Genomic DNA, 21,428 nt, shown 5'->3' on the forward strand with positions numbered 1-21,428 from the left:
CTTAAGAGGAAGGCAACGTCAGGATCTCCACGCCGGTTTCCGTGACAGCAACAGTATGCTCAAACTGGGCGGAGAGCTTGCCATCTGCCGTTACAGCTGTCCACCCGTCTGCTAGCACCTTCACCTCCCAAGTGCCTTCGTTGATCATTGGCTCGATGGTAAACACCATGCCGGGACGAAGCTTTTCCCCCTTCCCTCGCTCGCCGTAGTGGGGAATCTGGGGAGCAGTGTGGAACTGCCGTCCTATCCCATGACCGACAAAGTCCCGCACCACACTGTAGCCCTGGGACTCAGCGTACTCTTGAATGGCAGCCCCAATATCCCCCACGCGGCCCCCTGGCCTTACGGCAGCAATGCCCCGCCGCAGGCATTCCTCGGCCACCTCCACTAGGCGCCGTGCTCGCTCGGAGGGCTTGCCAACAAAGAAGGTCTTGGAGGCATCGCCGTGGTAGCCATCCAAAACTGGAGTGACGTCGATATTAATAATGTCCCCTTCGCGCAGGATCTGCTTAGGGCTGGGAATGCCGTGACAAACGACGTGGTTGACACTGGTGCAGATGGATTTGGGGAAGCCGTGGTAGCCCAATGGGGCACTCCTGGCCCCGTGGGCCCGCGTCCAGCGCTCTGCTTCGTCGTTAAGCTCTTGCGTGGTAACTCCTGGCTGCACCATCGGCTCTAGGTGCTTAAGCAAATCCGCTGCCAGGCGACAGGCCCGCCGCATTTTCTCCAGCTCCCGTGGCGAAAGCAACACAATTGGCTGCGAAGCTTGGGCAAGCTGGCTCATGCCCGTCTGGAGGGCGGATCCCAACTGTTTCCCCCAGCGCCGAGAGTGGCGGCCCAGGTTGGTTAGTAGCGATCGCATCTCTTCCATCGTCAAACCCTTCCCTTCTCTGACAATCCCTAGGCTTGGGTAGGCAGGGATCCCCTAGCGGCCTTCTGCCCCCTCACAGACTCTGCCCCAAGCGGCTCATTCTCCGCCGCTGGCGAATCTGGCGCACTAGCCATAGGCCGAGAAAATAGCTGGCCAAGGCCCCCCAAAACCCAACAAATGCACAGCCAACAAAAAGCGTGCCCGCCACCTCCAAGCCCAACTGCATCCAGTTTTGGGCGGCCACGAGTTCCGCCGTGGCCAAGGCCGTCCTGGATCCCAGCAGCCATTCCCCGACCCGGTAGTTAAAAGCATAGACGGGCACGTAGGTGAGGGGGTTGCTCACCCAGGTTCCTGCCGCCGCCACCAGCTTGTTGCCCCGCAGGGGCACTGCTAGCAGCAGGGCAGCTAAGGTTTGAAAACCAAAGATGGGAAAACAACCGGCAAAAACTCCTGCCGCTAGACCCCGGGCAATTTCCTCAGGGGAAGATTGCAGGCGCACCAGGCGCAAATACCAATACCGCAGCCAACGCCCCCAGCCCAAATCTCGGCGGGCAGGAGGAGACTCCCGATAGGGCCCAGCGGATCTTGGCAAAGTTGTCAACTGAGAAGGCAGCCTCAGCCAAGAAAGAGGACTCATGGGCAGCACCTGAGAAAAGGCGTTAAGCCTTGTAAATCCAGTGTATCTTTCCCCCTTCCAAAGACAAAGGGCTCTTGGCCAGTTGAGGCGAAGGAGCTTCTTCGAGGGTCTGCTAGCTGAGCTTGTCCACCAAAGCCAGCAGGAAGTTGAGGCTCAAGTAGGAAACCAGCAGCAGCAAAAAGAAGAACAGGGCAATGTTCAACCCAGCCCGCAGGGATTCACCTTGGATTTTTTTAGGCGGAGGAAGCATGTCAGCTTAGGGTGTAGGGGTTGGGTTAGCTGGCTGAGGGGAAGCAGAGGATCCTTTTTCCTGGATGAGTTCTTGCAGGCGCAGCCGCACTCGCTGATTTAAGGTGGGATCCTCGTTGGCCAAAGTCATCAGCTCACGGTATTTAGCCACCGTTAGCCCTTGCTTCTCGACAATGCGGCTGGCCTCGGCTTCAGTACGCTGCATAATCTTCTCATACTCAGCCTCGTCTTGGGTTTCTCGCAACTGGGCGCTAGCTTTGCGAATTAGAGGATCCAGTTCCAACAAAATGCGCACCAGCTGCTCCACCTGGGCATCAGTGACCTGATCTGCAGTTAGAGAAGGAGAAGCCTGCGGGCTGGGGGTTGTCCCTCTAGCCGGGGTAGCCGCGGCAGTAGGACTGGGGAGCGGGGTGGAGCCTTTGGAGCCCTGGGCCCAAACCGGCAAGGCAACCAGGCCGAGTCCCAGACCCACTAGAAACGCCAATTTCCTCATGGCCAAAATTCCCTGTCGTCGACTGAAGAGAGACCGCAACCCTACTGGCACAGTCCTACCTGGAGACAGGGTAGCAAGAGGCCTGGCCTCTGTCCAAGGGTTTAGCCCAATCCAGGAGAGCAGGCCTAGTATCTTGTAGAAATAGAGAATTGGTTGTAGAATTTCGGCAGAGTTGGCCAAGGATTATTCCTTTTGGCAGGGCTAAGTTTGCCATATTGGTAGCCAACTGCTTACCTTCTGAAGTGGAGAGTGTCTATAGCAGAGCTTGGATACCTGCTCTGCTAAGGGCATTTCTTTATCAATTGAGGATAAGTGCTAGCTTTTTGTTTCTGTTAACGATGATAACGAGAGCCGCAGGATCTATTGATTTTCTTAAGCAAACCTGATATATTCTTTGCGACTGTTTCGTAATCTTTCCTAGGAGGTTTACATTGGTCAGGAAAAGAAAGCGTAAGAGCCGTCGCCGCTTGGAAGGGCGCAAGATTTTAGATCTTATTCCTCAATATAAGCTAGACAGCGGTGAAGAGAAGTCTGTTACTGCTGCTAGAAGATACATTCAGGAAAACTCTATTCAGCCGCCGGCACTCATACTGGTTCGACGCAATGAGCATACTGTCGACCGCTTCTTTTGGGCAGAGAAAGGGCTATTTGGTGCTCAATACGTTGAAGAAAACCACTTTCTTTTTCCGAGCTTACGGTCTCTCCTAGCCAAGGTTGCAGCCGAGAAACCAGAGAAGAAGCCTTCCAAAGCTCTGGCCACTGCCCCTCAGTAGCTTCTGCTCTCCCTTTTTCAGCTTCGGAAGCTGAGCTCCCCCTGTTGGGGGATTTGTTCTGTAGGGGAGAAAGCACAAGTTCCTTCCCGCTCCAGCTCTCCTCAAACAGCACTGCAGGGCAGCCAAGTCTTTTCCCGATTGGGCTAGCCGCAGAGTGTTACCCGAAGGAGAGGGGAGGATCTGGGCGGCTTCGGTGGGGCTGCCGGGCAGGTCTAAGCTGGAGCGTCGTCTCCTTGTGAGAATAGGAGCTAGAGGGCTAGTCTCCCCCTCATTTAGTAAAGTCAATCCTAGTAGGGTGAAAAACACAGAAGCCTAGAGGAGAGACAAAGGCATGAAGGCCATGATCCTGGCGGCCGGCAAGGGGACACGGGTACGGCCCATCACCTACATGATGCCGAAGCCAATGATCCCCATTTTGCACAAGCCTGTTATGGAGTTTTTGGTGGAGCTGCTGCGGGAACATGGCTTTGACCAGATCATGATCAACACCAGCCACCTTGCTCACCAGATTGAGGACTACTTCCGCGATGGCCAGCAGTGGGGAGTACACATTGGCTTTTCCTTCGAGGGCCATTTTGAGAACGGCCAGCCGGTGGCCGAGCCTCTAGGATCTGCTGGCGGTATGCGCAAGATCCAGGATTTCTCTGGCTTTTTCGATAGCACCTTCGTGGTGCTCTGCGGCGACGCTCTGGTTGACCTCAACCTAACCGAGGTGGTCAATTTCCACAAGTCTAAGGGGGCGCTGGCCACAGTAGTGCTGCGGGAGGTGGATCCCAGCCAGGTCTCTAGCTATGGGGTGGTGGTAACTGATGAAACAGGTCGGGTTACTGCTTTCCAAGAAAAGCCAAGGCAGGAAGAGGCGCTTAGCAACACCATCAACGCGGGCATCTACGTCTTTGAGCCAGAGGTGTTTGACTATATTCCCCCCGGCCGCCCCTACGACATCGGCAGCGATCTCTTCCCTACTTTGGTAAAAGTCGGCGCTCCCTTCTACGGCATCAAAGCTGACTTCCAGTGGGTGGACATTGGCCGTACCCACGATTACTGGCTGGCTGTGCAAAAGGTGCTGCGCGGGGAGATCAAGGGTGTTAAGGTACCCGGGATCCAAATTCGGCCCGGTGTCTGGACAGGGATCAACATTCGCGCCAACTGGGATCGCATCCACATTGAGCCGCCGGTATACATCGGGGCCAGTACCTACCTGGCAGACGGGGTGAAGCTCATCGGCCCCACGGCCATTGGCTACGGCTGTGTGTTAAACGAGGGGTGTACGCTGGAGGGCAGCCTTATCTTCAACTACACCCAGATTGCGGCAGGGGTGACGTTGCGCCACCAGATGGTGATGGGTCGCTACTGCATTTCCTCTGATGGCAAGGCCATCGACACGGAAGAATCCAACCTCACCTGGCTCATTGGAGATGCCCGCAGCTATGCCAACGGTAAGTCCCAACCCTACTAGTGCCCTCTACCTCTACGGGATTGTCGCTGCCCCCGGCCCGCGCCACCTAAAGGTGGTGGGATTGGACAAGCAGCCGGTGCGGGTTCACGTGCTGGGATCTCTAGCCTTCCTCTATTCCCAAGCCTGCCAGGAGCGCTACCTGGCTAGCCGGGCCAACTTGCTGGCCCACGAGGCCGTTTTGGAAAGCGTTATCAAGGAAGGTCACCGCGCCCTGCTGCCGCTGCAGTTTGGCCTGGTGGTGAGTAGTTGGGATCAGGTAGAACAGGATCTGGTTAAACCGCGCCTGAGCGATCTGTTGGCCCTGCTGCAGCGCCTGGAGGGCAAACGGGAAGTAGGGGTGAAGGTTTTCTGGGATCCCGAGCGGGAGCTGCAGTTGGAGCTAGAAGAAAACCCGGCCCTGAAAGCCCGCCGTGATGAGCTGGCTGGCACTCCGCTGGGACTGGAGGCCGTTGTGGAAATTGGGCGGGCTTTGGAGCAACTTTTGGAGCAGCGACGCCGGCGCATTGCCCAGACTTTTACAGCTGCCCTTGCTCCCCTGGCTAGCGACTGCGTTGAAGGAGAGCTGCTGACCGAGAACATGGCCTACAACAGCGCCTTTCTCATCAACTGGGAAGATGAGCCCGCCTTTGCCCAAAAAGTGGAAGAGCTGGATCACGCCTTTCAGGGGCGCCTGCGCATTCGCTACAACAACCTCACGGCCCCCTACAATTTTGTGAAGCTTTGATCCCCTGGCTAACTACCTAGCGGGTAGGCTTCCCCGTTGGAGAAATGGCGCCTAGCGCCCCTTGCCACCTTAGCCCGCAAGCCAGTTAGACCAGAGCAGGTAGGTGGGATCCGACCAAGGCTTCTCGTAGGGCCTGCACCTGGGCCACCATGGCCACCTCGTCCTGGAGGCGACTGACGGCCTTGCCCACCCCCACCGCCGAGGCACCGGCAGCAATGGCCAGGCGCACCGTTACCGTTGAGAGGCCGGAGGCGCAGATGACCGGCACCGAGACCACCCGGCTAATCTCGTAAGCAGCAGCCAGCGTGGGAGCAGCCTTCTCGATCAGGCCCAGCGAGCCGCCGTGGCGCGGTTCGGCACTGCTGCTGCCCTCGGTTTGGATAAAATCAGCCCCCAGCTCCTCCAGTTTCTCCGCCAGTTCCGCCTGCTGATCTAAGGGCAGCGTGTGGGGGACAGTAACCGATAGAAGGGTGCGTGGCAGGAGCGCGCGAGCTTGACGGGTGAGCTCCAAAACCTCTTCTGCAGAGAAGACGCGGCCTGAAGGGTAAAAGCTGTCGTAGTTGCCGATTTCGGCCATGTCAGCTCCTGCCTGCACTGCAGCAGCCAATTGCTGCGGATTCACTGCTGACACGCAGATGGGCAGCTCAACTTGGGCCCGCACCGCCTGCACCAACTCAGGACTGGCAGCAATATCTACCCAGGTAGCCCCCCCCTCTTGGGCGGCACGAGTAATTTTCAGCACGGACTCGCGGTCAAAGTTTTGTAGGCCGCTGATGATCTTGAGGGCACGGCGCTGGGCAAGAGCGTCAAAAAGAGCAGCTTGAGAAGCAGGGGTCATAGGAGCCTCAGGTCAGCTTGTCCAAAAAGACGGAACGGGGAAGAGAAAGTCAAGGGGCCTGGCTAAGGCAGTACCGTTGGTACTCCAGCCGACTAAGGTTGGGGGAGCCTTACGCAGTCCACAACCGGACCCGTAAAGACATTGTCAAGCTGTCCCTCCACAGTTTCTTGAGGCAAAGCCCCAAGGAAATTAGGCTGGAACCTCTTTGCCGTTTGGTGCAGCCCTCGCGTAAGACCTGCGCAGATGCTTGCCGCCCGTCGGGTTTTTCACCGGAATTAGGCAGCTCGTGGCATCCAAGAAGCTGGCTTGCGAGCCGCACCTATAATTATCTAGCAGGCTGCAGCGTTGGTTGGCAACTAAAGTTGCTTACGGGCTTTTCCGCGCCGCCCTGGAGTACGCCCTTTCAACACCCTTTACAATAGGGATCCCTGCCTGCTCTTTTGCTATGTATCGCTCTCCCCTGCCTTTTTTGGGCCTGCCTGAGTCGGATCCCGAGGTGGCCCAGGCTATTCTCTTGCCCGTCCCTTACGAGGCTACCACCTCCTACGGCAAAGGTACGGCCAAAGGCCCCCAAGCCCTGCTAGAGGCTTCGGCCTATGTGGAGATCTACGACGAGGTGAGGGACTGCCAGCCGGCCCTCCGCCCCAACTGCTGCGAAGCCATCTCCCGCTACTGGACGGCGCCGCCGGTGGAGTTCGAGGGGCTAGACAGCCACGAGCTGGCCATGGCCAAAATTCAGCGCTGCGCCGCCCAGTGGGTCAGGCCAGGGCGGTTTTTGCTCTCTATTGGCGGCGAGCACTCCATCACTGGCCCCTTGATTGCCGCCCACTTGGTGCATTACCCAGAGCTGCACGTGCTGCAGATTGATGCCCACTGTGACCTCAGAGATAGCTATGAGGGATCCCGCTACTCCCACGCCTCGGCCATGGCGCGGGTAGTTGAGCAAGTGGGCAGCCGCCTTACCCAGGTGGGGATCCGCTCCCTCTGTGCCGAAGACCGCCAGGCCATTCGCAAGCACCGCCTGCACACCTTCTTTGCCCACAGCCTGCACGGCAGGCCAGCCCAGGAGTGGATCCCCGAGGTAATCGCCACGTTGGGCCCCCAAGTGTACCTAACGGTGGATGTGGACGGCCTAGATCCCGCAGTCGTGCCGGCCACGGGCACCCCTGAGCCTGGGGGGCTGGGCTGGTGGGAAACAGTGGAGCTCATCCGGGCTCTGGGGCAGCAGCGGCAGATTGTTGGCGCCGATGTGGTGGAGCTGGCAGTTACCGGCGAGCAGGAAACCGATCGCCGCAGCGCTTTTACCGTTGCCAAGCTGGCCTATCAAATCTTGGCTGCGGCCTTGGGTTAAGCTCTAGAAGAGCCTCTGTTACGCCTCTTTCCGCTACCGGAGGGCTGCCTCCTGGCCCCTAGGCTCTAGACCTCCACTCCAGAAGCGTCTAGACCTAGACAAGATGAGGACTGGCCTCTCGGTCGAGATCTTCTGCTAGCTTCCTAGGTGGCTCCAGCCATGGCTCTGCCTTCTTCCAGCGTGCTTGAACCGGCACTGCCCCCTGTTGACGAAGAGCTTATCCACCGCCGCATTCAGGCCATCCGTGCCCAGATCCCCAGCCATGTGGAGATCATGGCGGTGAGCAAGGGCTACAGCGTCAACCACATCCGCGCCGCCTATCGAGCTGGCATCCGCCACTTCGGCGAAAGTCGAGTGCAAGAGGCAGCTGGCAAACAGGCGCAGCTGCAGGACTTGACCGACATTGTCTGGCACCTGATTGGACACCTCCAGACCAATAAAGTAAAGCCGGCCCTCAAGCAATTTGCCTGGATTGACAGCGTCGATAGCCTGCGCCTGGCCAAGCTGATAGACCAGAAAGCGGGGGAGCTTCAGCTTACCCCCAAGCTCTGCCTGCAAGTAAAATTGGCCCCTGATCCCAACAAATTCGGCTGGCTTATCCCCGACCTGCTCCAGAGCCTGCCTCAACTCAACCAACTGCTGCAAGTGGAAATTGTGGGCCTGATGACGATCCTACCCCTGGGCCTTAGCGCAGAAGCTGCCTTGGAGCTGTTTCGCAAGCTGGCTGAGCTGGCTGAGTCCATTCGGCAAAGCGGCTACGAGCGCCTGCAATTACATACTCTCTCAATGGGTATGTCCGACGACTACCTGCTAGCAGTGGCAGCAGGCTCTAACTTCATTCGGCTGGGGCGCGCTTTGTTTGCCGGTGCTGAGCGGCGATAGATATATTGTGAAGCCCTGGGGTTGTGATTAAATTTGTGTGAACCCCACAGGGCACTTTGGAGGGAGAAAGCTGGGTTGCTTGGGGTAGTCCCTCAGGTTGGCAGCTTCCTGCGCCAACGCCCTCTTAACTTGGGTCTCTGCTTAGGCTCTAAGGCTTAAGTGCCGCGCTCTCCGTAGACTTAGGGTAGGTAGTGAGGATGCAAGGGATGAATGTCAGTGGAATCTGGAGCAGGGTAAGGGATTTTGTAGGCTTAAATGATCCTGCGGATAACCTGGAGGAGTACTCTGAATCTGAGATGGATGGGCAGGACGACTATCAACTTCTCTACGAAAGACGCCGTTCTCCAGGAGCTACTTCTTCTCCTAGCGAGGAAGAAGCAGAGCCCTCCTTGCGGGGACGGCGGCAGCGCTCAGTAGAAGCTGGAGAAGGGCCTCTCCATCGGGAAGAGCCGCGTGGTCATCGGCGCAGTCAGCCCCATCGGGAGCGCTCAGGAGGGGGTATGGGAAGCAACGTCATTGGATTGCCTGGCATTAGCCAGCCTACCAACGAGGTGGTGGTGCTGGAGCCACGCAGCTTTGATGAGATGGCCCAGGTTATCCAATACCTGCGTGAGCGCAAGACGGTAATCATGAACCTAAGCCTGATGGATCCCGCCGAAGCCCAGCGTTCTGTGGACTTTGTTGCTGGCGGCACCTATGCCATTGACGGCCATCAGGAGCGGATTGGGGAGAATATTTTTTTATTCACCCCCAGCACGGTAACCATCTCTACCCCTAGTAGCCAAGTTATGCAGCCGCTGCAGCGCCCTTTGCAAAACCCCACCCCCATCTGGCCTAGCAGCTATGAACACCTGCAAGCGGTAGGCCAGCACTAGTTACCATGAAGCAACCGCTGTTATGTGTCATTGGGGGCGGAGCCATGGGATCTGCCCTGCTGCGCCGTTGGGTGGCAGCAGGAGTTTATCCCCCAGAGCAGCTGGCGTTGCGAGAGCCCGACCCAGCCAGGGCCAAGAGTCTACAGCAGGAGCTGGGCATTCGGCTGTTGGCAGATCCCTCTGAGGCGGGGGAGTCTGAGATTTTATTTTTGGCCGTCAAGCCTCAGGTCTTCCCCCAGGTGGTGGCAGAGATAGGCCAGCCGGCGGCCACAGAGTTGGTCGTTTCTATTATGGCCGGGATCCCATTGCAGCAGTTGCAGCAGGCTTTTCCCCAGCAGAGGGTGGTGCGCACCATGCCCAACACGCCAGCGCTGGTGGGAGCAGGGATCACCGCTATTTGCTACGGGCCAGGGGTAACGCCTGGCCAGGTAGAGCAGGTGGAGAAGCTGTTTCGCGCCGTGGGCGAGGTGGTGACGGTGGCCGAAAGCCAAATGGATGCGGTGACCGCTCTCTCGGGGTCGGGGCCGGGGTATTTAGCGGTGATCCTGGAAGCGTTAATTGACGGGGGGGTGGGGGTGGGGCTGCCGCGCCCCCTTGCCACCCAACTGGCCATGCAGACCCTAGCGGGCACTGCTGCCCTTTTACAGCAAGAGAAGCTCCACCCCGCCCTCCTCAAGGATCAAGTGACCAGCCCGGGGGGAACGACCATCGCCGGGATCCAGGCCCTGGAAGAGGGGGGGGTGCGGGGGGCCTTGATGCGGGCAGTGCGGGCAGCCTACGAGCGCTCCCGCCAGCTACAGAGCTCCTAGGGCCTGCCAGAGCGGGCGGGTGATCCAGTTCCACCCCACTTTGAGCTGGTGCTCCAGGGTAGGTAGGCGCACTAGGTAGACGGCTCGCCGCGCCAAGTAGCCCAGGGGCCCGGTTAGAGTGAGTCCGCCGAGACCAGAGAGCACCGCTGCATCCGTCCCCAAGCTAAGCATTTCCCCCAGAGAGAAGTAGCGGAACGGCAGCAGGGGCCGCTCCTGGGTGAGCAAGGCCCACAGGTTCCAAGCGCAATAGCCAGCCTGTTGAAAAGCTGCTTGGGCGGTGGCGGGCACCGGCTGGCCTTCGGCATCCACCACCGCCGCTACGTCTCCCAGGGCAAACACTTCTGGAAAGGTGGGAGTTTGCAGGGTGGGCAAAACCTGCAACCGCCCCCGCTCACTTTTGGGCAGATCCAGGTCGGCAATCACTGCTGCCGGTCGGGTTCCGACGGTCCACAGCACCGCATCCACGAGAGCGGTGGCCATCTCTTGGGCTTCCCGTCGCTGCAGCCGCAGGCGGAAGGGAGGGGCGCTGTTTTCTTCCACGGCCTCGATCCCAAGCACCTTGGTCTGCAGCTCCACTCGCACCTGCCGCCTAGCCAGCGCCGCCTGGGCTGCCTCCCGGGTGGAGGGGGTAAACCCTGGCAAAATCTGGGATCCCAGCTCGACAAGGCAGATCTGCCCTCGGGATCCCAGCCGGTCTGCCAATTTGCAGGCTAGCTCCACACCGCTTGCTCCCGCCCCAACAATGGCCAGAGTTATCGGCTGAGCCGCCTCCCGCGCCTCTAGAGTTTTCAGGTGGGCCCGCAGCCGTTGGGCGTCGGCCAGGGTGCGGAAGGGAAAGGCAAACTCCGCTGCTCCCGGCACGCCTTCTAGAGGGGTCTCCCCTCCCAGTGCCAGCACCAAGGCGTCGTACTCCAGGCTTTGCCCCTCTCTCAGCAGGACGCGGCGGGCTTTCAGGTCAATGGATTGCACAGAGCCCTGGCAAAACTGCACCGACTCTGGCGGCAGCAGATCCTGAAAGCGGGGGGCTACCTCCCAGTCTTCCAGCTCGCCCGTGAGCAGCTCGTAGAGCAACGGAGCAAAGACAAAGCGCTCCTGCCGATCCACCAGAGTAATCTGCGGCGGCTCCGGCCAAGGTCGGCGGATGAGCTCCAGGGCTGTGTACAACCCGCCAAAGCCACCCCCAAGAATGCCAATACGACTCATGCTGCAAGGGTTGAAGGTAACATCAGCTTAACAAACCATCCCGCCTCCTACCTTAGGGCTCTGCCTTGGGCAGGGGGAGGGGCGGTTGCTGCATTAACCCTGCAGGGTAGGAGGCCATCCAAGAGGCCGAGGATCCCCCAAACCAGGCCGACGGTAGACACCCAGAGAAGCCACAGCCCTCCTGCCCAGGGGGGCGGCAGATCCAGAGCCATCCCCCCGATTAGCGGCCCGAGGGCAAAGCCGGCTGCCCAACAGAGGGAGTTGACCGACAAATACACCCCTCGCAGATGAGCTGGAGCCAGATCCGCCACCAACGCCGACGCCGAGGGGTTGTAGCTCACCAAGGCCAACGAGAGCACCGCCAAGGCCAAAGCCGCCATCCCCCTAGCTGGCATCGCTCCCCACTGGGCTGCCAAGCTGCTAAGCCAAACCAACCCAAACCCCAGCCCCCATAGTAGAGCGGATCCCTGGAGGGCGCGGACCCGCGTCCAGCGATTGAGCCAACGAGCTGCCGGCAGCTGCAGCAGGGCAATGAGGGCGCCGTGCAGGGCAAACAACGGGCCAATCTGTACCTCAGGGATCCCAGCCCCCTTGCGCAAGTAAAGGGGCAAGCTGCTGCTGAGCTGGGCAATGTAGGTGGTGAAGAAAAGGTTGGCCAGGGCAAACACCACTAGGGAGCGATCCCTCAGGGCGGCTTTCCAGCCGGCCCACAGGGGCTCTGCCGCCGACTGAGTGACCCGAGTTTCCTGAACGCAACACCAGAGCAGGGCTAGAAAAATCAAGTAGGTGAGGCCGTCGATCACAAACAAGAGGCGGTAGTTCTTCGTCAGGGCTACCAAGGCACTGGCCATGGCCACGCCGAGGCTGAGGCCCAAGTTATCCCCCAGGCGGTTGAGGGCATAGGCTTCGTTGCGCTGCTCGCGCGTGGTTAGGTCGGCTACAATTGCCTCCACTGGTGGCCAGTACAAACCTTGACCCATCCCTGCTACCAGACTGGCTAGGGCAAAACTGTAGAAACCCTGGGAGAGGGCAAACCCAAACGAGCCAGTAGCAGAAATGGCCAGCGAGAGGATCAAAGTGGAGCGGCGGCCCCAAGCGCCGTCAGCCATTGAGCCGCCAAGGATGCGGCCAAGCACCCCACTTAAAGCCATGAGGCCTAGCCCCAGCCCCACTTGAGTGGCCCTTAGCCCCACCTGGTCAACGAAAAAGAGGGGGGCGTAGAAGAGGGCAAAGCCGGTTCCGGTTTGGGAAAGCAACCGACCGACGAAGATTAGCCAGACCTGAAAGCTGAGCTGTGGCCACCAGGAAGGGATCCGCATAGGAGATACAACGGGAGACAAGTTACCTAGCCTACGGGATCCCGCTTGTTGGCGCCAGATCCAGCTCAGCAGGCAGAACACTCGGCGGGAGCCAGCGGCTCCTCCTCCAGGGATCCGGCGGAAACCGCAATTAACTCCCCTACATTGAGGTATTCGCTCAACAGCCGCGCCAACCGGTACACTCGGTAGTCGATCTGGATCGAGTGATTTTCCATCACCTCACATCACCCCTGCACGTCAACGGTCTTGCAGCCATTCTTGAGCCAGCCGTAGACCGCCTGTCGCCTTCCTCAGCTAGGAAGTGCCAACGGCAAAGGGATCAAGCTGCGAGGCTGCTGGATCCAACTATAACAAAATTTGACAAAGCTTTAAACAACCCTTAAGGAGAAAGCGCTGCTGTCCCCGCCCCCAGCTCCTCCCCGGGGCCGCCAGGTTAGACCGCTGCTAGCTGATGGCCACCGGCGACTTGGCTGCCGCAGTGCGCCCTTCCTCTTCTTCCGGTGGAACAGCCACAAACTCGATGTGGTTGAGCAGCGTCGTCACGAAGGCAAAGAGCAGAAAAGGCAGGGAGATGACCAAGATCAGCGCGATGGTGAGAAAGGCGTAGAGGGGGCTGTTCATCAAAGAGAGGGCAGCGCCCAGGCCGGCAAAGACCACGATTAGCCAAACGATGATCTGGCCGTAGATATCCCCAAAGGAGAGGGTGCAGGTAAAGCGGTAGCGGGTGGGGGTGTTCATGGCAATTCCTCGGGATAGCCTGCTTGGCTTGATCCTGACCAGAAACCAAGCCTTAGCCTCATGGGTGGATGAGTATCCTGAGATTTTAGACGAGAGAAGGGGAAATGCCTCTCTTTCCTAAGAAATGTCTCAGGAATTGGTTGAACAGGCCGGATCCCCCGTCTTTCCGCAGACAGGATGCTATTGTCGAGATCGCAGACGCTTTCGGGTAGGCAGCAGATGTGTATTTGTATCCACTGCTACTATGTAGATCGCTGCACCACCTATCACGCCGTGGAAGCGCAGCACCAACAGCCCCACCTCACCCTGACGCCGGATTTTGAGCCGCAAGGACCCCAGATCAACGTCAACATCCGCAACGGCGGCACCGAGATGGAGTGGGATGTGGTGGCCTGCCAGAGTTTTCGCGAGGAGCGGAACAAGTGGGCAAGGCTCCGCCCCCACGCGGTCGTTCCCACTTAAAACTAGAGTAATCTAGAGATGGCCTAGAGCGCCGAGAAGAGCTCTCCGCGCCTGCAAGGCTTGAGACGAGGGTCTGCCCTTAGGGGGGAGTTGTTTCGTCCATTTCGAGAGATGGGAAGACGATGATGCTGACCACAAGCCCGACAGCACCGCCGCGGGATGCTCGTCAACGAGTAAGCCAGTTTATGCGACAACTCCAGGATGAGATCTGTGCTCGACTGGAGGCCCTGGACGGCAAAGCCAAGTTTCGCGAGGACAGTTGGGAGCGTCCTGGCGGTGGCGGCGGTCGCTCGCGGGTTATCCAGCAGGGAGGCGTGTTTGAGCAAGGAGGGGTTAATTTTTCCGAGGTGTTCGGATCGCAGCTGCCCCCCTCGATCCTCAAGCAGCGTCCAGAGACAGCAGGTCATTCCTTCTACGCCACCGGCACTTCCATGGTGTTGCACCCCCGCAACCCTTATGTGCCAACAGTTCACCTCAACTACCGCTATTTCGAGGCGGGACCGGTGTGGTGGTTTGGCGGCGGCATGGATCTCACCCCCTACTACTTGTTTGAGGAGGATGCAACCCATTTTCACCGCACCATCAAGGCGGCCTGCGACCGGCTGGATCCGGCCTACTACCCCGCTTTTAAAATCTGGTGCGACCGCTACTTCTTCTTGCCCCATCGGGGTGAAGCCCGCGGCGTTGGTGGCATTTTCTTTGATTATCAAGACGACCGGCCGGGGCTCCTCTACCGTCCTGAGGGGGAGGCAGAAGCGGATCCCGAACAGCTTGCCTCTGAGCCGCCGCCACTCCAGGTGCGGGTGGGATCCCGCAGTTGGGAACATCTTTTTGAGCTGGTGCGAGGGTGTGCCGAGGCGTTCTTGCCGGCCTATGTGCCGATTGTAGAGCGGCGGCAGGGGATGGAATGGGGGGAGCGGGAGCGACAGTTCCAGCTCTACCGGCGCGGGCGCTATGTGGAGTTTAACCTAGTCTACGACCGGGGCACGCTCTTTGGGCTGCAGACCCAGGGCCGCACCGAGTCGATCCTAATGTCGTTGCCGCCGTTGGTGCGCTGGGAATACGGCTACGAGCCCCCGCCCAATAGCTGGGAAGCCAAGCTCTACGAAGTGCTGCGCCAGCCCCGGGAGTGGGTCTAGGCCCGCAATAGGCGTCCCTCTTCCAGAGGAGTGCAGTGTCTTCCTCTCTGCCCCTTGCCTACCGCTTTCAACCCCCCCGCCAAGCTGGGCCTGGAAAGGCGCCGGTGCTGGTGATGCTGCACGGGATCGGCAGCCACGAGGGGGATCTCCTCCAGTTGGCCCCTTACTTGGATCCCCGCCTAGCGGTAATTAGCCTAAGGGCGCCGCTTCCCTGGGGGGCGGGCGGCTTTGCCTGGTTTGAAATGGCCTGGACGCCGGAAGGGCTGGTGGGGGATCCGGAGCAAGCCCGCCGCAGCCGGGAGCTTTTAAGCCACTTTCTGGATCAGGGGATCCCGAGTCTGGGTTTGGATCCGGCGCAGGTGTACTTGCTGGGGTTTAGCCAGGGGGCAATTATGAGCTTGTATCTGGCTCTCACCCAGCCTGAAAAGCTGGCCGGGGTGGTGGCAATTAGCGGTCGCCTTTCGCCAGAGATCCTAGCTGAGGCGGTAGAGCCCGCCCGGCTGCAGCACCTCAGTATCCTGGTGGTTCACGGCACCGCCGATGCCGTCTTGCCGGTGGCTTTTGGCCGCCAGATCCGCGACTACTTTACCTCTTTGCCCCTAAGCTTGACCTATCGCGAGTACGCAATGGGTCACGAGGTTTCCCCAGAAAGTTTGCGGGATATCCAAGGGTGGTTGCAAAGTCAGTTGGACAAAAAATGAACCCTGGGCAAGGGAAAGGGCTGGCGAAGCTCCCTCGCAGTAGGGCAAGATCCCGCTAGCCTCCTGGCGCCCAAAGGCAAACTGTACAATAGCGGCAAAGTTCTTGCCCCCTGAGCGTCTCAGTGAACGGCGGCCAGCCTCTCTACGACATTCTCATCCTCTCCAACGGTCCCGGCGAGCTGCTTACCTGGGTGCGGCCAGTCGTCCTAGAATTGCGCCAGCAACTGCCCCAGGCCCGTCTTTCTCTGGTGCTCTCTCCTTGTCCGCATGCCTCTGGACAAGAGATGAAGATAGCGGAGGAATTTATCCAGGTCGATCGGGTGCAGGATCCGGATTTTTTTCTGGCTTTTCTGCTCACGGGTCAGACCGAAGAAGCCTGGGATTGGGCCAAGCGGGGGGTGGTGCTGTTTCTAGGAGGGGATCAGTTTTTTGCCGTCTGGATTGCCCGTCGTCTGCGCTACCGCCTGGTGGTGTATGCGGAGCAGCGACCCCGCTGGCGACCCTGGGTAGACGCTTTTGCTGTGCGCACAGAGGAGATCAAACGCCGCTACGACGGGGGACGCCTCCTACGCCACTGCTGGGCTGCCAAAATGCACGTGGTCGGGGATCTGATGGCCGATGGCGTGGCCAGTGCTGTCTACTTGCCGGGCGTGCCCCTTGCCGGCTGGCTCAGCAGCCGATCCCTTCCCGCCCAGCCTTCTACCCCTCAGGCCATGTCCGGGTTTTCCTCTCTGACGCAAATGGGCCACCTCTCCTCCGATCCCCTCGAGGAGCAAACGGCGCCAGCAAAGGTGGAGAACTGCTCCGCCGACGAAGCTTTGCTGCCGCGCGGCTGGCAACGTCTTAGCGAGAGCAACCGCACCCACTACCAGGTGGGGCTGCTCCCCGGCTCCAAGCCGGCCAAGCTCTCCCTGGGGGTGCCGCTGGTGCTGGCGGTGGCGGATGAGTTGCGCCAGTTGCTGCCCAACGTCCGCTTCGTCATCCCAGTGGCTCCCGGCCAGACGCCACAATCACTGGCGGCCTATGCCCATCCCAAGCTCAACCCCGATATGGCCGTGATTTACGGCACCTCGGCCACTCTGGAGCAAACCAATCTGGGATCCCACTTCGTCACCCCCTTTGGCACCACGGTACACCTGTGGACCAGCTTCCCCGCCTATTCGGTGCTGGCCAATTGCGACCTGTGTCTAACTACAGTCGGCGCCAACACTGCCGAGCTGGCTTACTTGGGGGTGCCAATGGTGGTGGCGATCCCCACCAACAAGCTGGAGGCGATGCGTGCCTGGGGTGGGATCCCTGGCCTGTTGGCTCGCCTGCCCGGTCTGGGCCCCTGGCTGGCCCGCCTTATCAACAGAATTGCCCTGCGGTGGCTGGGTTACCTGGCTTGGCCAAACCTCTGGGCAGGACGTGAGGTGGTGCCGGAGCTGCGAGGACACTTGCGCCCGGCCCAGGTAGCCGAACAGATGCGGGCCCTGTTGACTGATCCCGAGCGGCGTCAACAGATGCAGGCGGAATTGCGGCGTCTGGGGGGCAAGCCGGGTGCGGCTCAGGCCATTGTGCAACTCGTGGCCCAGCAGTTGAGCAAAAGCTAGAGGAGGCGACCAATGCGCTCCCGCAGCTCGGCAGCGGCCTGCTCTAGGTGTTCGGGAGTATAGCCGGTGGTCTCTACCCTAACGGCAAGGTGGGTGTCCTGGCTTTCGTGGAGATGGATCCACAAAATGTGGCGGCCATCTGCGGTTTTGCGGTTGGCGGCCTTGACGCCGTTTTTGGGGGCAGCGTAGGCGCTTGGGTCGTAGCGAACCAGATCTACCCAGGGCAGGTCGCGCAGGAGTTTTTCCACCTTGACCCAACTGCGAGGACGGTGATGGCTGCTGTCGCTGCGCAATTGGATGACCTGGGAGCGATCCCGGCCGGAATCCGGCAAGCTCGCCCGCGGGATCCGCGGCTGAACTTGCGGCTGCAAGTAAGGCAAATACACCAAAGATTTGTATTGCTCGTGGATGTAGCAAACCGGGATCCCCAATTGGCTGCCCACCACGGCCATGACCATGGCCTGGGCTTTAAACCCCCCGGTGGCGGCAAAGGTGACGATCCCCTTGGCGCTCTCAGCCAACTGTTGCAACAGCTTGGCCATCCGCTCCAGCGAGGATCCCTCTAGCTCGTAGTTGATGCCGGGGAGGGGCAGCAGGGAAACCTGTTGCTGGCCCAGCGCTTTTTCAAAAAAGAGCTGCAAAATCTGGGCACACTCCAGTCCTTCAGGGGTTTCGGAGTACAGCAAAATCAAGACATCCTGCGGAGTGGGATCCAGCCGGTAGTAGGTGTTGGTTTCGGCGCTGATTAGTTCCAAGTCTGTTTTTTTCATCCAGGCCAAGGCCCGTTCTGGATCGCCGATGGTTTTTTGGCCGACCCAAGGGCGCTGCGGCTGCAGGTCTTTGTCTGGGTTGGTAAGCAGAGAGGTGCCCACCGTCATGATGATGGTCTGCATGAGTTCCTCGCCAACTTTTGAATGAAGCAATAGACTATTAGGCTAGCCAAGCCCAGAAGCTCGGCCCATCTGCCCTTGGCAGTTCCTGGGGGGGTGCGTTAGTGGGCAGAAAAAGCCGTAGCCCTCAGCGCCGGCGGGAGTAGGGACGGGGATAGGGTTGGCGCATCCGCCGAGCCAGGTACACCTGAAAGGTTTGGGCCACTGCCCCCGCCCGCTGCAGGGGAATCTCTGCCACTGGCTCAATTTGTTCAAAGTAGGTGCCGTAGGCGGCCGGGATCCCTGCTCTTGGCTGAAACAGTTTGGAGGTAATCAGCAGGCCATCCTGCCCCAGCCAATCTTCAGGTTGTGACCAAAAGGCAAAGCCGCGCAGATCCTCATCCAGGCAAGTGATGGGCTTCTCCGTCAGCGGTGCCAAGGCCATGCCAATCTGGCCGCCCAAAAAGTAAGCGTTAGTGAAAATGAAATCCGCCTCCGCCAGAGCCTGGGCCAAGCGGGGATCCGCCTGAAATGGCCGCCGCAACTGTTCGATGTCAATCAACTGAGCCGAGGGATCCTGTTCCACCGGCCACAGGCCCAGACCGCCAGGCGCTTGCAGCAGCCCGTAGCGCACATGGGCCAGCCCCACCCCCACCAACAGGCCCACCGCCACCGCCGTTCCTGCCAAGAGCCGCTTCGCTCCTGGCCACCTTTCCCAGCGGGATCCCAAAAGCAAGCTCAGCACCCAGAACCCCGGCATCGGCCAGGTGGGCAAAATGGGCCGATAGCCCCCCATCAAGGTAAAAGCCAGCACCAGCGGCAGCCCACAGGCCAGGATTAGAAGATGCTTCAGCTCTCGATCCGTGAGGCGTCTTCCCTGAAAAAGCGCCAACCCCACCCGCCCACCCTCAGCCAAGCTCAGCCCCAGCAAAGGGATCCCCAAGGTTGGGAAAAGATAAAAAATTTCCGCCAGCACCGTCAGAAGCAGCTCTTGCAGTTGGTACCCTGCCTCCGGCACCGCTCGCCCCCCTTGGAAGCGAAAGGAGATCCAACCTTGCTGGGCGTTCCAGATCAGCACCGGGCTGAAGGCCGCCAAGAACCCCAGCACTGCCAAGAGCGCCCATCCCGACCTGAGGGCGCAGCGGTGGGCTGGGCTGAGCAGACAAAAGAGCACCAGGCCAAACCCCACCGCCAGGCCGTGGTATTTGCCCAGGCAGGCCAGCCCCACCAATAGCCCCATCAGGGCTAGCCTGGGCCCCGCTCGGTAGCGAGCTGCCCCATAGGCCCCCAATTTCCCCTCCGCCAAGGGAGCTGGAAAAAACTCCTGGGCAGCCACCCACAGGGTTGCTGCCGTAAAAAGCATCAGCGGGCTATCCGGCAGGGTCAGCACCCCAAACCCAATCCAGAAAATGGGCGCGATGCTGATGGTTGCTAGAGCAATCAGCCCCGCCTGCAGCGAAAAAAGCCGCGCCGCCGTGAGGTAAAGCAATAGGGAAGAGCCGCTGTAAACCAGCAGGGATCCCAATCGAATTGAAAAAGCCGACACCTGCCCCGTCAGAAGAGGCCCCAGGCCTGTGGTCCAGGCCACCAGCGGTGGATGGTCAAAATAGCTCCAGTCCAGATGGCGAGTGTAGAGGTAGTAGTAGGCTTCGTCAAAGCCCGGCGGCAACAGAGCAGCCACCCAGCAGCGCAGAAGCAGGCCCAACCCCAAAATCCACAGAGCAGCCCGCGGCAGCACAGGGGATCCCTTTGAGCGCGTGGACAAAGGCTATTGTCTCAGCTTTGGCAAACCTTGCCCTCCTCCCCCTCTCCCAAGAAAGCGAAGTAGGGGCTTAGCTTGAAAGGTCTCCGCTGAGCCTAAGGCGTTGCCTCCGGCAGCTTTACCGGACACCCCAAAAGATGGCCCAATTGTTCCGCTTCCACCATTGCCTTACTACCATCAGAACCAAAACTCAGGCGCAACAAAGTCTCTCCCGAGTGCAACTCCACCTCTACTGAAAAAAGGTACTGCCCTCGGAACTTGTTGACTTCCTAACCACAACCTGCTGTACATCTCTGAAGGAATAAGTTTTCTCTTCCCTTATCCCAAAGGGAGTGAGGTACTCCTCCAGGATCTGGTCTAGGAAGCAGTCAAAGGTCAGTCGACGCCTCGTTAGCTCAGCCACTATTATCCCTGTAAATACTGCTAGTATAACAAGAGAATACGTAATCGAAACAAGCAAATCTCCTAAGTCAAAACTATCGCTGGCCACCGAGATTCTGACTCTCTGCACTCATCAGGAATGATTGCATCTTTTCTGCCAGTTGCTGAGCCTCGGCCTCACTGTAAGCTTCCCAAGCTATTATTGCTCCTTGAGGAGTTGTGAGAGTGACGTAGTGATAAGTCATCTCATATCCGTCGGAATCTGTTTGAGTTTCAGTTATGGTTCTAGCTCCATCTGTTTTGGCAAAAGCAGCAGTGGCTGGAAGACTACTTCGCAGTCGAATGTATCCTGAGCAAGCCGATAGCAAGTGGAAGATAAAAGGCAAAAACGACAATAAAAACAATAAGAAACAACGGAACTCTAGGCGATAAATGAACGCGCTTGCTGGGAGTTTATAGGACCCGGCTTCATAAGACTTGGCTCCGTCGAACTCCTTGTGCTTGCCCTCATTATTGCTTGCTGGTGTGACACTTGTCTGTTTTCCAGAACACAGAGCTTTGCTCGCTTTGAGAACAAGGTTTGGACTTTTGAGAAGAGGATCGGCCACTCTAGAATTTACGCTAGCTAGCCTGGGCAATAGGCGTAGCTGGCTCTCCACCCCAATTAGCTAGCCCAGTTGTAAAACGGGCTGGTCGTCGGCAGGGGAAATCTGGGCTATGGGGCGCAAAGCAGTGGCGCTGTTTGTGGGTAAGTTGTTCCCAGGGCTCGGCAGCATCCAGCGAGCAAATGGCCCCTTAGACAGGGCAAAGTTCCCCTCCCTTTTCCCGTTTAGGCTTGGCTTGGTTTCCCTTTTCAGCTTCTGGGGGACAGCTGCTTTGGACAGGCAGCAAGGATGTGGGACTTGCTCAGATCCGGCATGAGGGTCAAGGCTCGTCGGGCATCAATTTGCCCTTCGCAAACTGCCTCTAGCACCTGTTCAGCCAGCAGGGAAAGAGGCATGTCGGCAGTTTCCTCCGGATCGGTTTTCTCGGAGATTTGGCGAACTCCCTGGGGCGGAGGAGGTAAGGTCGGCTCTGGCTGGGGAGGCAAGGTAGCGGAGGTGCCCACTTCCAGTTGGGCTTCAGCAAAGGTTGGGCTACTCCTCCCCAGCAGTAGAGATCCCAGCACCAGCCCAGCCACCCCCTGCGCTAGCAAACGCTTTGGTCCTTGGGCAAGGCCACGGCTGCCCACCGCCTTCTCCAACCGCTTACCAGGGGCCTGGCCGCTCATTTCCCCTCTCCCAAATCACCCCCTTCCTCAA

24 protein-coding genes are annotated in these 21,428 nt (G+C 59.2%); 11 read left to right on the forward strand and 13 right to left on the reverse strand.

Annotated elements, in window-relative coordinates:
* Position 1: 1 nt before the first annotated feature.
* From map to NW830_RS06795, 4 genes are all read right to left on the reverse strand, one after another.
* Entirely contained in the window at positions 2-784 is a 783-nt protein-coding gene (gene map / locus NW830_RS06780; protein WP_414362292.1) for a type I methionyl aminopeptidase, read from the reverse strand.
* Between the two features lie 160 nt (positions 785-944).
* Complete coding sequence (locus NW830_RS06785; RefSeq protein WP_414362158.1) at positions 945-1,508, reverse strand: DUF2062 domain-containing protein; 564 nt, start codon at positions 1,506-1,508, stop codon at positions 945-947.
* 112 nt (positions 1,509-1,620) lie between these two features.
* Positions 1,621-1,758, reverse strand: coding sequence for a hypothetical protein (locus NW830_RS06790; protein ID WP_414362157.1), 138 nt, complete (start codon positions 1,756-1,758; stop codon positions 1,621-1,623).
* Positions 1,759-1,764: 6 nt separating this feature from the next.
* Positions 1,765-2,250 (reverse strand): DUF4168 domain-containing protein, encoded by a 486-nt coding sequence (locus tag NW830_RS06795; protein WP_414362155.1) that lies wholly within the window; start codon positions 2,248-2,250, stop codon positions 1,765-1,767.
* Positions 2,251-2,681: 431 nt separating this feature from the next.
* Between NW830_RS06795 and NW830_RS06800 the strand changes: the two genes are divergently transcribed.
* The 3 genes from NW830_RS06800 (at position 2,682) to NW830_RS06810 (ending at position 5,206) form a co-directional block, all read left to right on the forward strand.
* Complete coding sequence (locus NW830_RS06800; protein WP_414362153.1) at positions 2,682-3,023, forward strand: DUF3155 domain-containing protein; 342 nt, start codon at positions 2,682-2,684, stop codon at positions 3,021-3,023.
* Positions 3,024-3,354: 331 nt separating this feature from the next.
* Positions 3,355-4,482: a sugar phosphate nucleotidyltransferase gene (locus NW830_RS06805; RefSeq protein ID WP_414362151.1), complete on the forward strand. Its 1,128-nt coding sequence runs from the start codon at positions 3,355-3,357 to the stop codon at positions 4,480-4,482.
* Positions 4,454-5,206, forward strand: a complete 753-nt coding sequence (locus NW830_RS06810; protein ID WP_414362149.1) for a GvpL/GvpF family gas vesicle protein — start codon at positions 4,454-4,456, stop codon at positions 5,204-5,206. Before NW830_RS06805 ends, NW830_RS06810 begins: the two co-directional genes overlap by 29 nt.
* 85 nt (positions 5,207-5,291) lie before the next feature.
* Here the strand turns inward: NW830_RS06810 and NW830_RS06815 are convergent, their stop codons facing one another.
* On the reverse strand, positions 5,292-6,044 hold the full coding sequence (locus NW830_RS06815; RefSeq protein ID WP_414362147.1) for a DUF561 domain-containing protein: 753 nt from the start codon (positions 6,042-6,044) through the stop codon (positions 5,292-5,294).
* Positions 6,045-6,393: 349 nt separating this feature from the next.
* Here NW830_RS06815 and speB point away from each other — a divergent pair, with 349 nt between their 5' ends.
* The 4 genes from speB to proC all read left to right on the forward strand — a co-directional run bounded on the left by speB (position 6,394) and on the right by proC (position 9,961).
* On the forward strand, positions 6,394-7,395 hold the full coding sequence (gene speB, locus NW830_RS06820) for an agmatinase (RefSeq protein ID WP_414362145.1): 1,002 nt from the start codon (positions 6,394-6,396) through the stop codon (positions 7,393-7,395).
* A 159-nt stretch (positions 7,396-7,554) separates the two neighbouring features.
* Positions 7,555-8,277, forward strand: a complete 723-nt coding sequence (locus NW830_RS06825; protein ID WP_414362143.1) for a YggS family pyridoxal phosphate-dependent enzyme — start codon at positions 7,555-7,557, stop codon at positions 8,275-8,277.
* A 296-nt stretch (positions 8,278-8,573) separates the two neighbouring features.
* Complete coding sequence (locus NW830_RS06830; RefSeq protein WP_414362141.1) at positions 8,574-9,152, forward strand: cell division protein SepF; 579 nt, start codon at positions 8,574-8,576, stop codon at positions 9,150-9,152.
* A 5-nt stretch (positions 9,153-9,157) separates the two neighbouring features.
* Positions 9,158-9,961: a pyrroline-5-carboxylate reductase gene (gene proC / locus NW830_RS06835; protein ID WP_414362140.1), complete on the forward strand. Its 804-nt coding sequence runs from the start codon at positions 9,158-9,160 to the stop codon at positions 9,959-9,961.
* On the opposite strand, the gene NW830_RS06840 is transcribed toward proC, so the two are convergent.
* The 4 genes from NW830_RS06840 to NW830_RS06855 form a co-directional block, all read right to left on the reverse strand.
* On the reverse strand, positions 9,947-11,164 hold the full coding sequence (locus NW830_RS06840) for an NAD(P)/FAD-dependent oxidoreductase (protein WP_414362139.1): 1,218 nt from the start codon (positions 11,162-11,164) through the stop codon (positions 9,947-9,949). The two genes, proC and NW830_RS06840, sit on opposite strands and share 15 nt — an antisense overlap.
* A 47-nt stretch (positions 11,165-11,211) precedes the next feature.
* Positions 11,212-12,483 carry an MDR family MFS transporter gene (locus NW830_RS06845; protein WP_414362138.1) on the reverse strand — a complete coding sequence of 424 codons (1,272 nt, stop codon included), beginning with the start codon at positions 12,481-12,483 and terminating at the stop codon, positions 11,212-11,214.
* 65 nt (positions 12,484-12,548) lie between these two features.
* Complete coding sequence (locus tag NW830_RS06850) at positions 12,549-12,698, reverse strand: hypothetical protein (RefSeq protein ID WP_414362136.1); 150 nt, start codon at positions 12,696-12,698, stop codon at positions 12,549-12,551.
* A gap of 229 nt (positions 12,699-12,927) precedes the next feature.
* Positions 12,928-13,221: a hypothetical protein gene (locus NW830_RS06855; RefSeq protein WP_414362134.1), complete on the reverse strand. Its 294-nt coding sequence runs from the start codon at positions 13,219-13,221 to the stop codon at positions 12,928-12,930.
* 219 nt (positions 13,222-13,440) lie between these two features.
* Between NW830_RS06855 and NW830_RS06860 the strand changes: the two genes are divergently transcribed.
* The 4 genes from NW830_RS06860 to NW830_RS06875 all read left to right on the forward strand — a co-directional run bounded on the left by NW830_RS06860 (position 13,441) and on the right by NW830_RS06875 (position 17,115).
* A complete protein-coding gene (locus NW830_RS06860) occupies positions 13,441-13,683 on the forward strand; it encodes a Ycf34 family protein (RefSeq protein ID WP_414362132.1) in 243 nt (80 codons plus the stop codon).
* Positions 13,684-13,808: 125 nt separating this feature from the next.
* Positions 13,809-14,822: an oxygen-dependent coproporphyrinogen oxidase gene (gene hemF, locus NW830_RS06865; protein ID WP_414362290.1), complete on the forward strand. Its 1,014-nt coding sequence runs from the start codon at positions 13,809-13,811 to the stop codon at positions 14,820-14,822.
* Between the two features lie 35 nt (positions 14,823-14,857).
* On the forward strand, positions 14,858-15,523 hold the full coding sequence (locus NW830_RS06870) for an alpha/beta hydrolase (RefSeq protein ID WP_414362130.1): 666 nt from the start codon (positions 14,858-14,860) through the stop codon (positions 15,521-15,523).
* A 122-nt stretch (positions 15,524-15,645) separates the two neighbouring features.
* Positions 15,646-17,115 carry a hypothetical protein gene (locus tag NW830_RS06875; protein ID WP_414362128.1) on the forward strand — a complete coding sequence of 490 codons (1,470 nt, stop codon included), beginning with the start codon at positions 15,646-15,648 and terminating at the stop codon, positions 17,113-17,115.
* Here the strand turns inward: NW830_RS06875 and NW830_RS06880 are convergent.
* The 4 genes from NW830_RS06880 to NW830_RS06895 all read right to left on the reverse strand — a co-directional run bounded on the left by NW830_RS06880 (position 17,112) and on the right by NW830_RS06895 (position 21,397).
* The gene (locus tag NW830_RS06880) at positions 17,112-18,008 is read right to left on the reverse strand and encodes a putative CRISPR-associated protein (RefSeq protein ID WP_414362127.1); all 897 of its coding nucleotides are present in this window, start codon (positions 18,006-18,008) and stop codon (positions 17,112-17,114) included. The genes NW830_RS06875 and NW830_RS06880 overlap by 4 nt on opposite strands.
* A gap of 124 nt (positions 18,009-18,132) precedes the next feature.
* Positions 18,133-19,749, reverse strand: a complete 1,617-nt coding sequence (locus tag NW830_RS06885; protein ID WP_414362126.1) for a glycosyltransferase family 39 protein — start codon at positions 19,747-19,749, stop codon at positions 18,133-18,135.
* 473 nt (positions 19,750-20,222) lie between these two features.
* On the reverse strand, positions 20,223-20,735 hold the full coding sequence (locus tag NW830_RS06890) for a hypothetical protein (protein ID WP_414362124.1): 513 nt from the start codon (positions 20,733-20,735) through the stop codon (positions 20,223-20,225).
* Positions 20,736-20,980: 245 nt separating this feature from the next.
* Positions 20,981-21,397 carry a hypothetical protein gene (locus tag NW830_RS06895; RefSeq protein WP_414362123.1) on the reverse strand — a complete coding sequence of 139 codons (417 nt, stop codon included), beginning with the start codon at positions 21,395-21,397 and terminating at the stop codon, positions 20,981-20,983.
* Positions 21,398-21,428 lie beyond the last annotated feature (31 nt).

Origin of the sequence: Synechococcus sp. OH30, from assembly GCF_047462175.1 — a bacterium.
Classification (GTDB): Bacteria; Cyanobacteriota; Cyanobacteriia; order Thermostichales; family Thermostichaceae; genus Thermostichus.

Excerpts from the sequence above, each read along its gene's own strand:
- map (WP_414362292.1), bottom strand. The coding sequence starts at position 784 with ATGAGCCAGCTTGCCCAAGCTTCGCAGCCAATTGTGTTGCTTTCGCCA.
- NW830_RS06785 (WP_414362158.1), bottom strand. The coding sequence starts at position 1,508 with ATGAGTCCTCTTTCTTGGCTGAGGCTGCCTTCTCAGTTGACAACTTTG.
- NW830_RS06790 (WP_414362157.1), bottom strand. The coding sequence starts at position 1,758 with ATGCTTCCTCCGCCTAAAAAAATCCAAGGTGAATCCCTGCGGGCTGGG.
- NW830_RS06795 (WP_414362155.1), bottom strand. The coding sequence starts at position 2,250 with ATGAGGAAATTGGCGTTTCTAGTGGGTCTGGGACTCGGCCTGGTTGCC.
- NW830_RS06805 (WP_414362151.1), top strand. The coding sequence starts at position 3,355 with ATGAAGGCCATGATCCTGGCGGCCGGCAAGGGGACACGGGTACGGCCC.
- NW830_RS06810 (WP_414362149.1), top strand. The coding sequence starts at position 4,454 with ATGCCAACGGTAAGTCCCAACCCTACTAGTGCCCTCTACCTCTACGGG.
- NW830_RS06815 (WP_414362147.1), bottom strand. The coding sequence starts at position 6,044 with ATGACCCCTGCTTCTCAAGCTGCTCTTTTTGACGCTCTTGCCCAGCGC.
- NW830_RS06825 (WP_414362143.1), top strand. The coding sequence starts at position 7,555 with ATGGCTCTGCCTTCTTCCAGCGTGCTTGAACCGGCACTGCCCCCTGTT.
- NW830_RS06830 (WP_414362141.1), top strand. The coding sequence starts at position 8,574 with ATGGATGGGCAGGACGACTATCAACTTCTCTACGAAAGACGCCGTTCT.
- proC (WP_414362140.1), top strand. The coding sequence starts at position 9,158 with ATGAAGCAACCGCTGTTATGTGTCATTGGGGGCGGAGCCATGGGATCT.
- NW830_RS06840 (WP_414362139.1), bottom strand. The coding sequence starts at position 11,164 with ATGAGTCGTATTGGCATTCTTGGGGGTGGCTTTGGCGGGTTGTACACA.
- NW830_RS06845 (WP_414362138.1), bottom strand. The coding sequence starts at position 12,483 with ATGCGGATCCCTTCCTGGTGGCCACAGCTCAGCTTTCAGGTCTGGCTA.
- NW830_RS06850 (WP_414362136.1), bottom strand. The coding sequence starts at position 12,698 with ATGGAAAATCACTCGATCCAGATCGACTACCGAGTGTACCGGTTGGCG.
- NW830_RS06855 (WP_414362134.1), bottom strand. The coding sequence starts at position 13,221 with ATGAACACCCCCACCCGCTACCGCTTTACCTGCACCCTCTCCTTTGGG.
- NW830_RS06860 (WP_414362132.1), top strand. The coding sequence starts at position 13,441 with ATGTGTATTTGTATCCACTGCTACTATGTAGATCGCTGCACCACCTAT.
- hemF (WP_414362290.1), top strand. The coding sequence starts at position 13,809 with ATGCTGACCACAAGCCCGACAGCACCGCCGCGGGATGCTCGTCAACGA.
- NW830_RS06880 (WP_414362127.1), bottom strand. The coding sequence starts at position 18,008 with ATGCAGACCATCATCATGACGGTGGGCACCTCTCTGCTTACCAACCCA.
- NW830_RS06895 (WP_414362123.1), bottom strand. The coding sequence starts at position 21,397 with ATGAGCGGCCAGGCCCCTGGTAAGCGGTTGGAGAAGGCGGTGGGCAGC.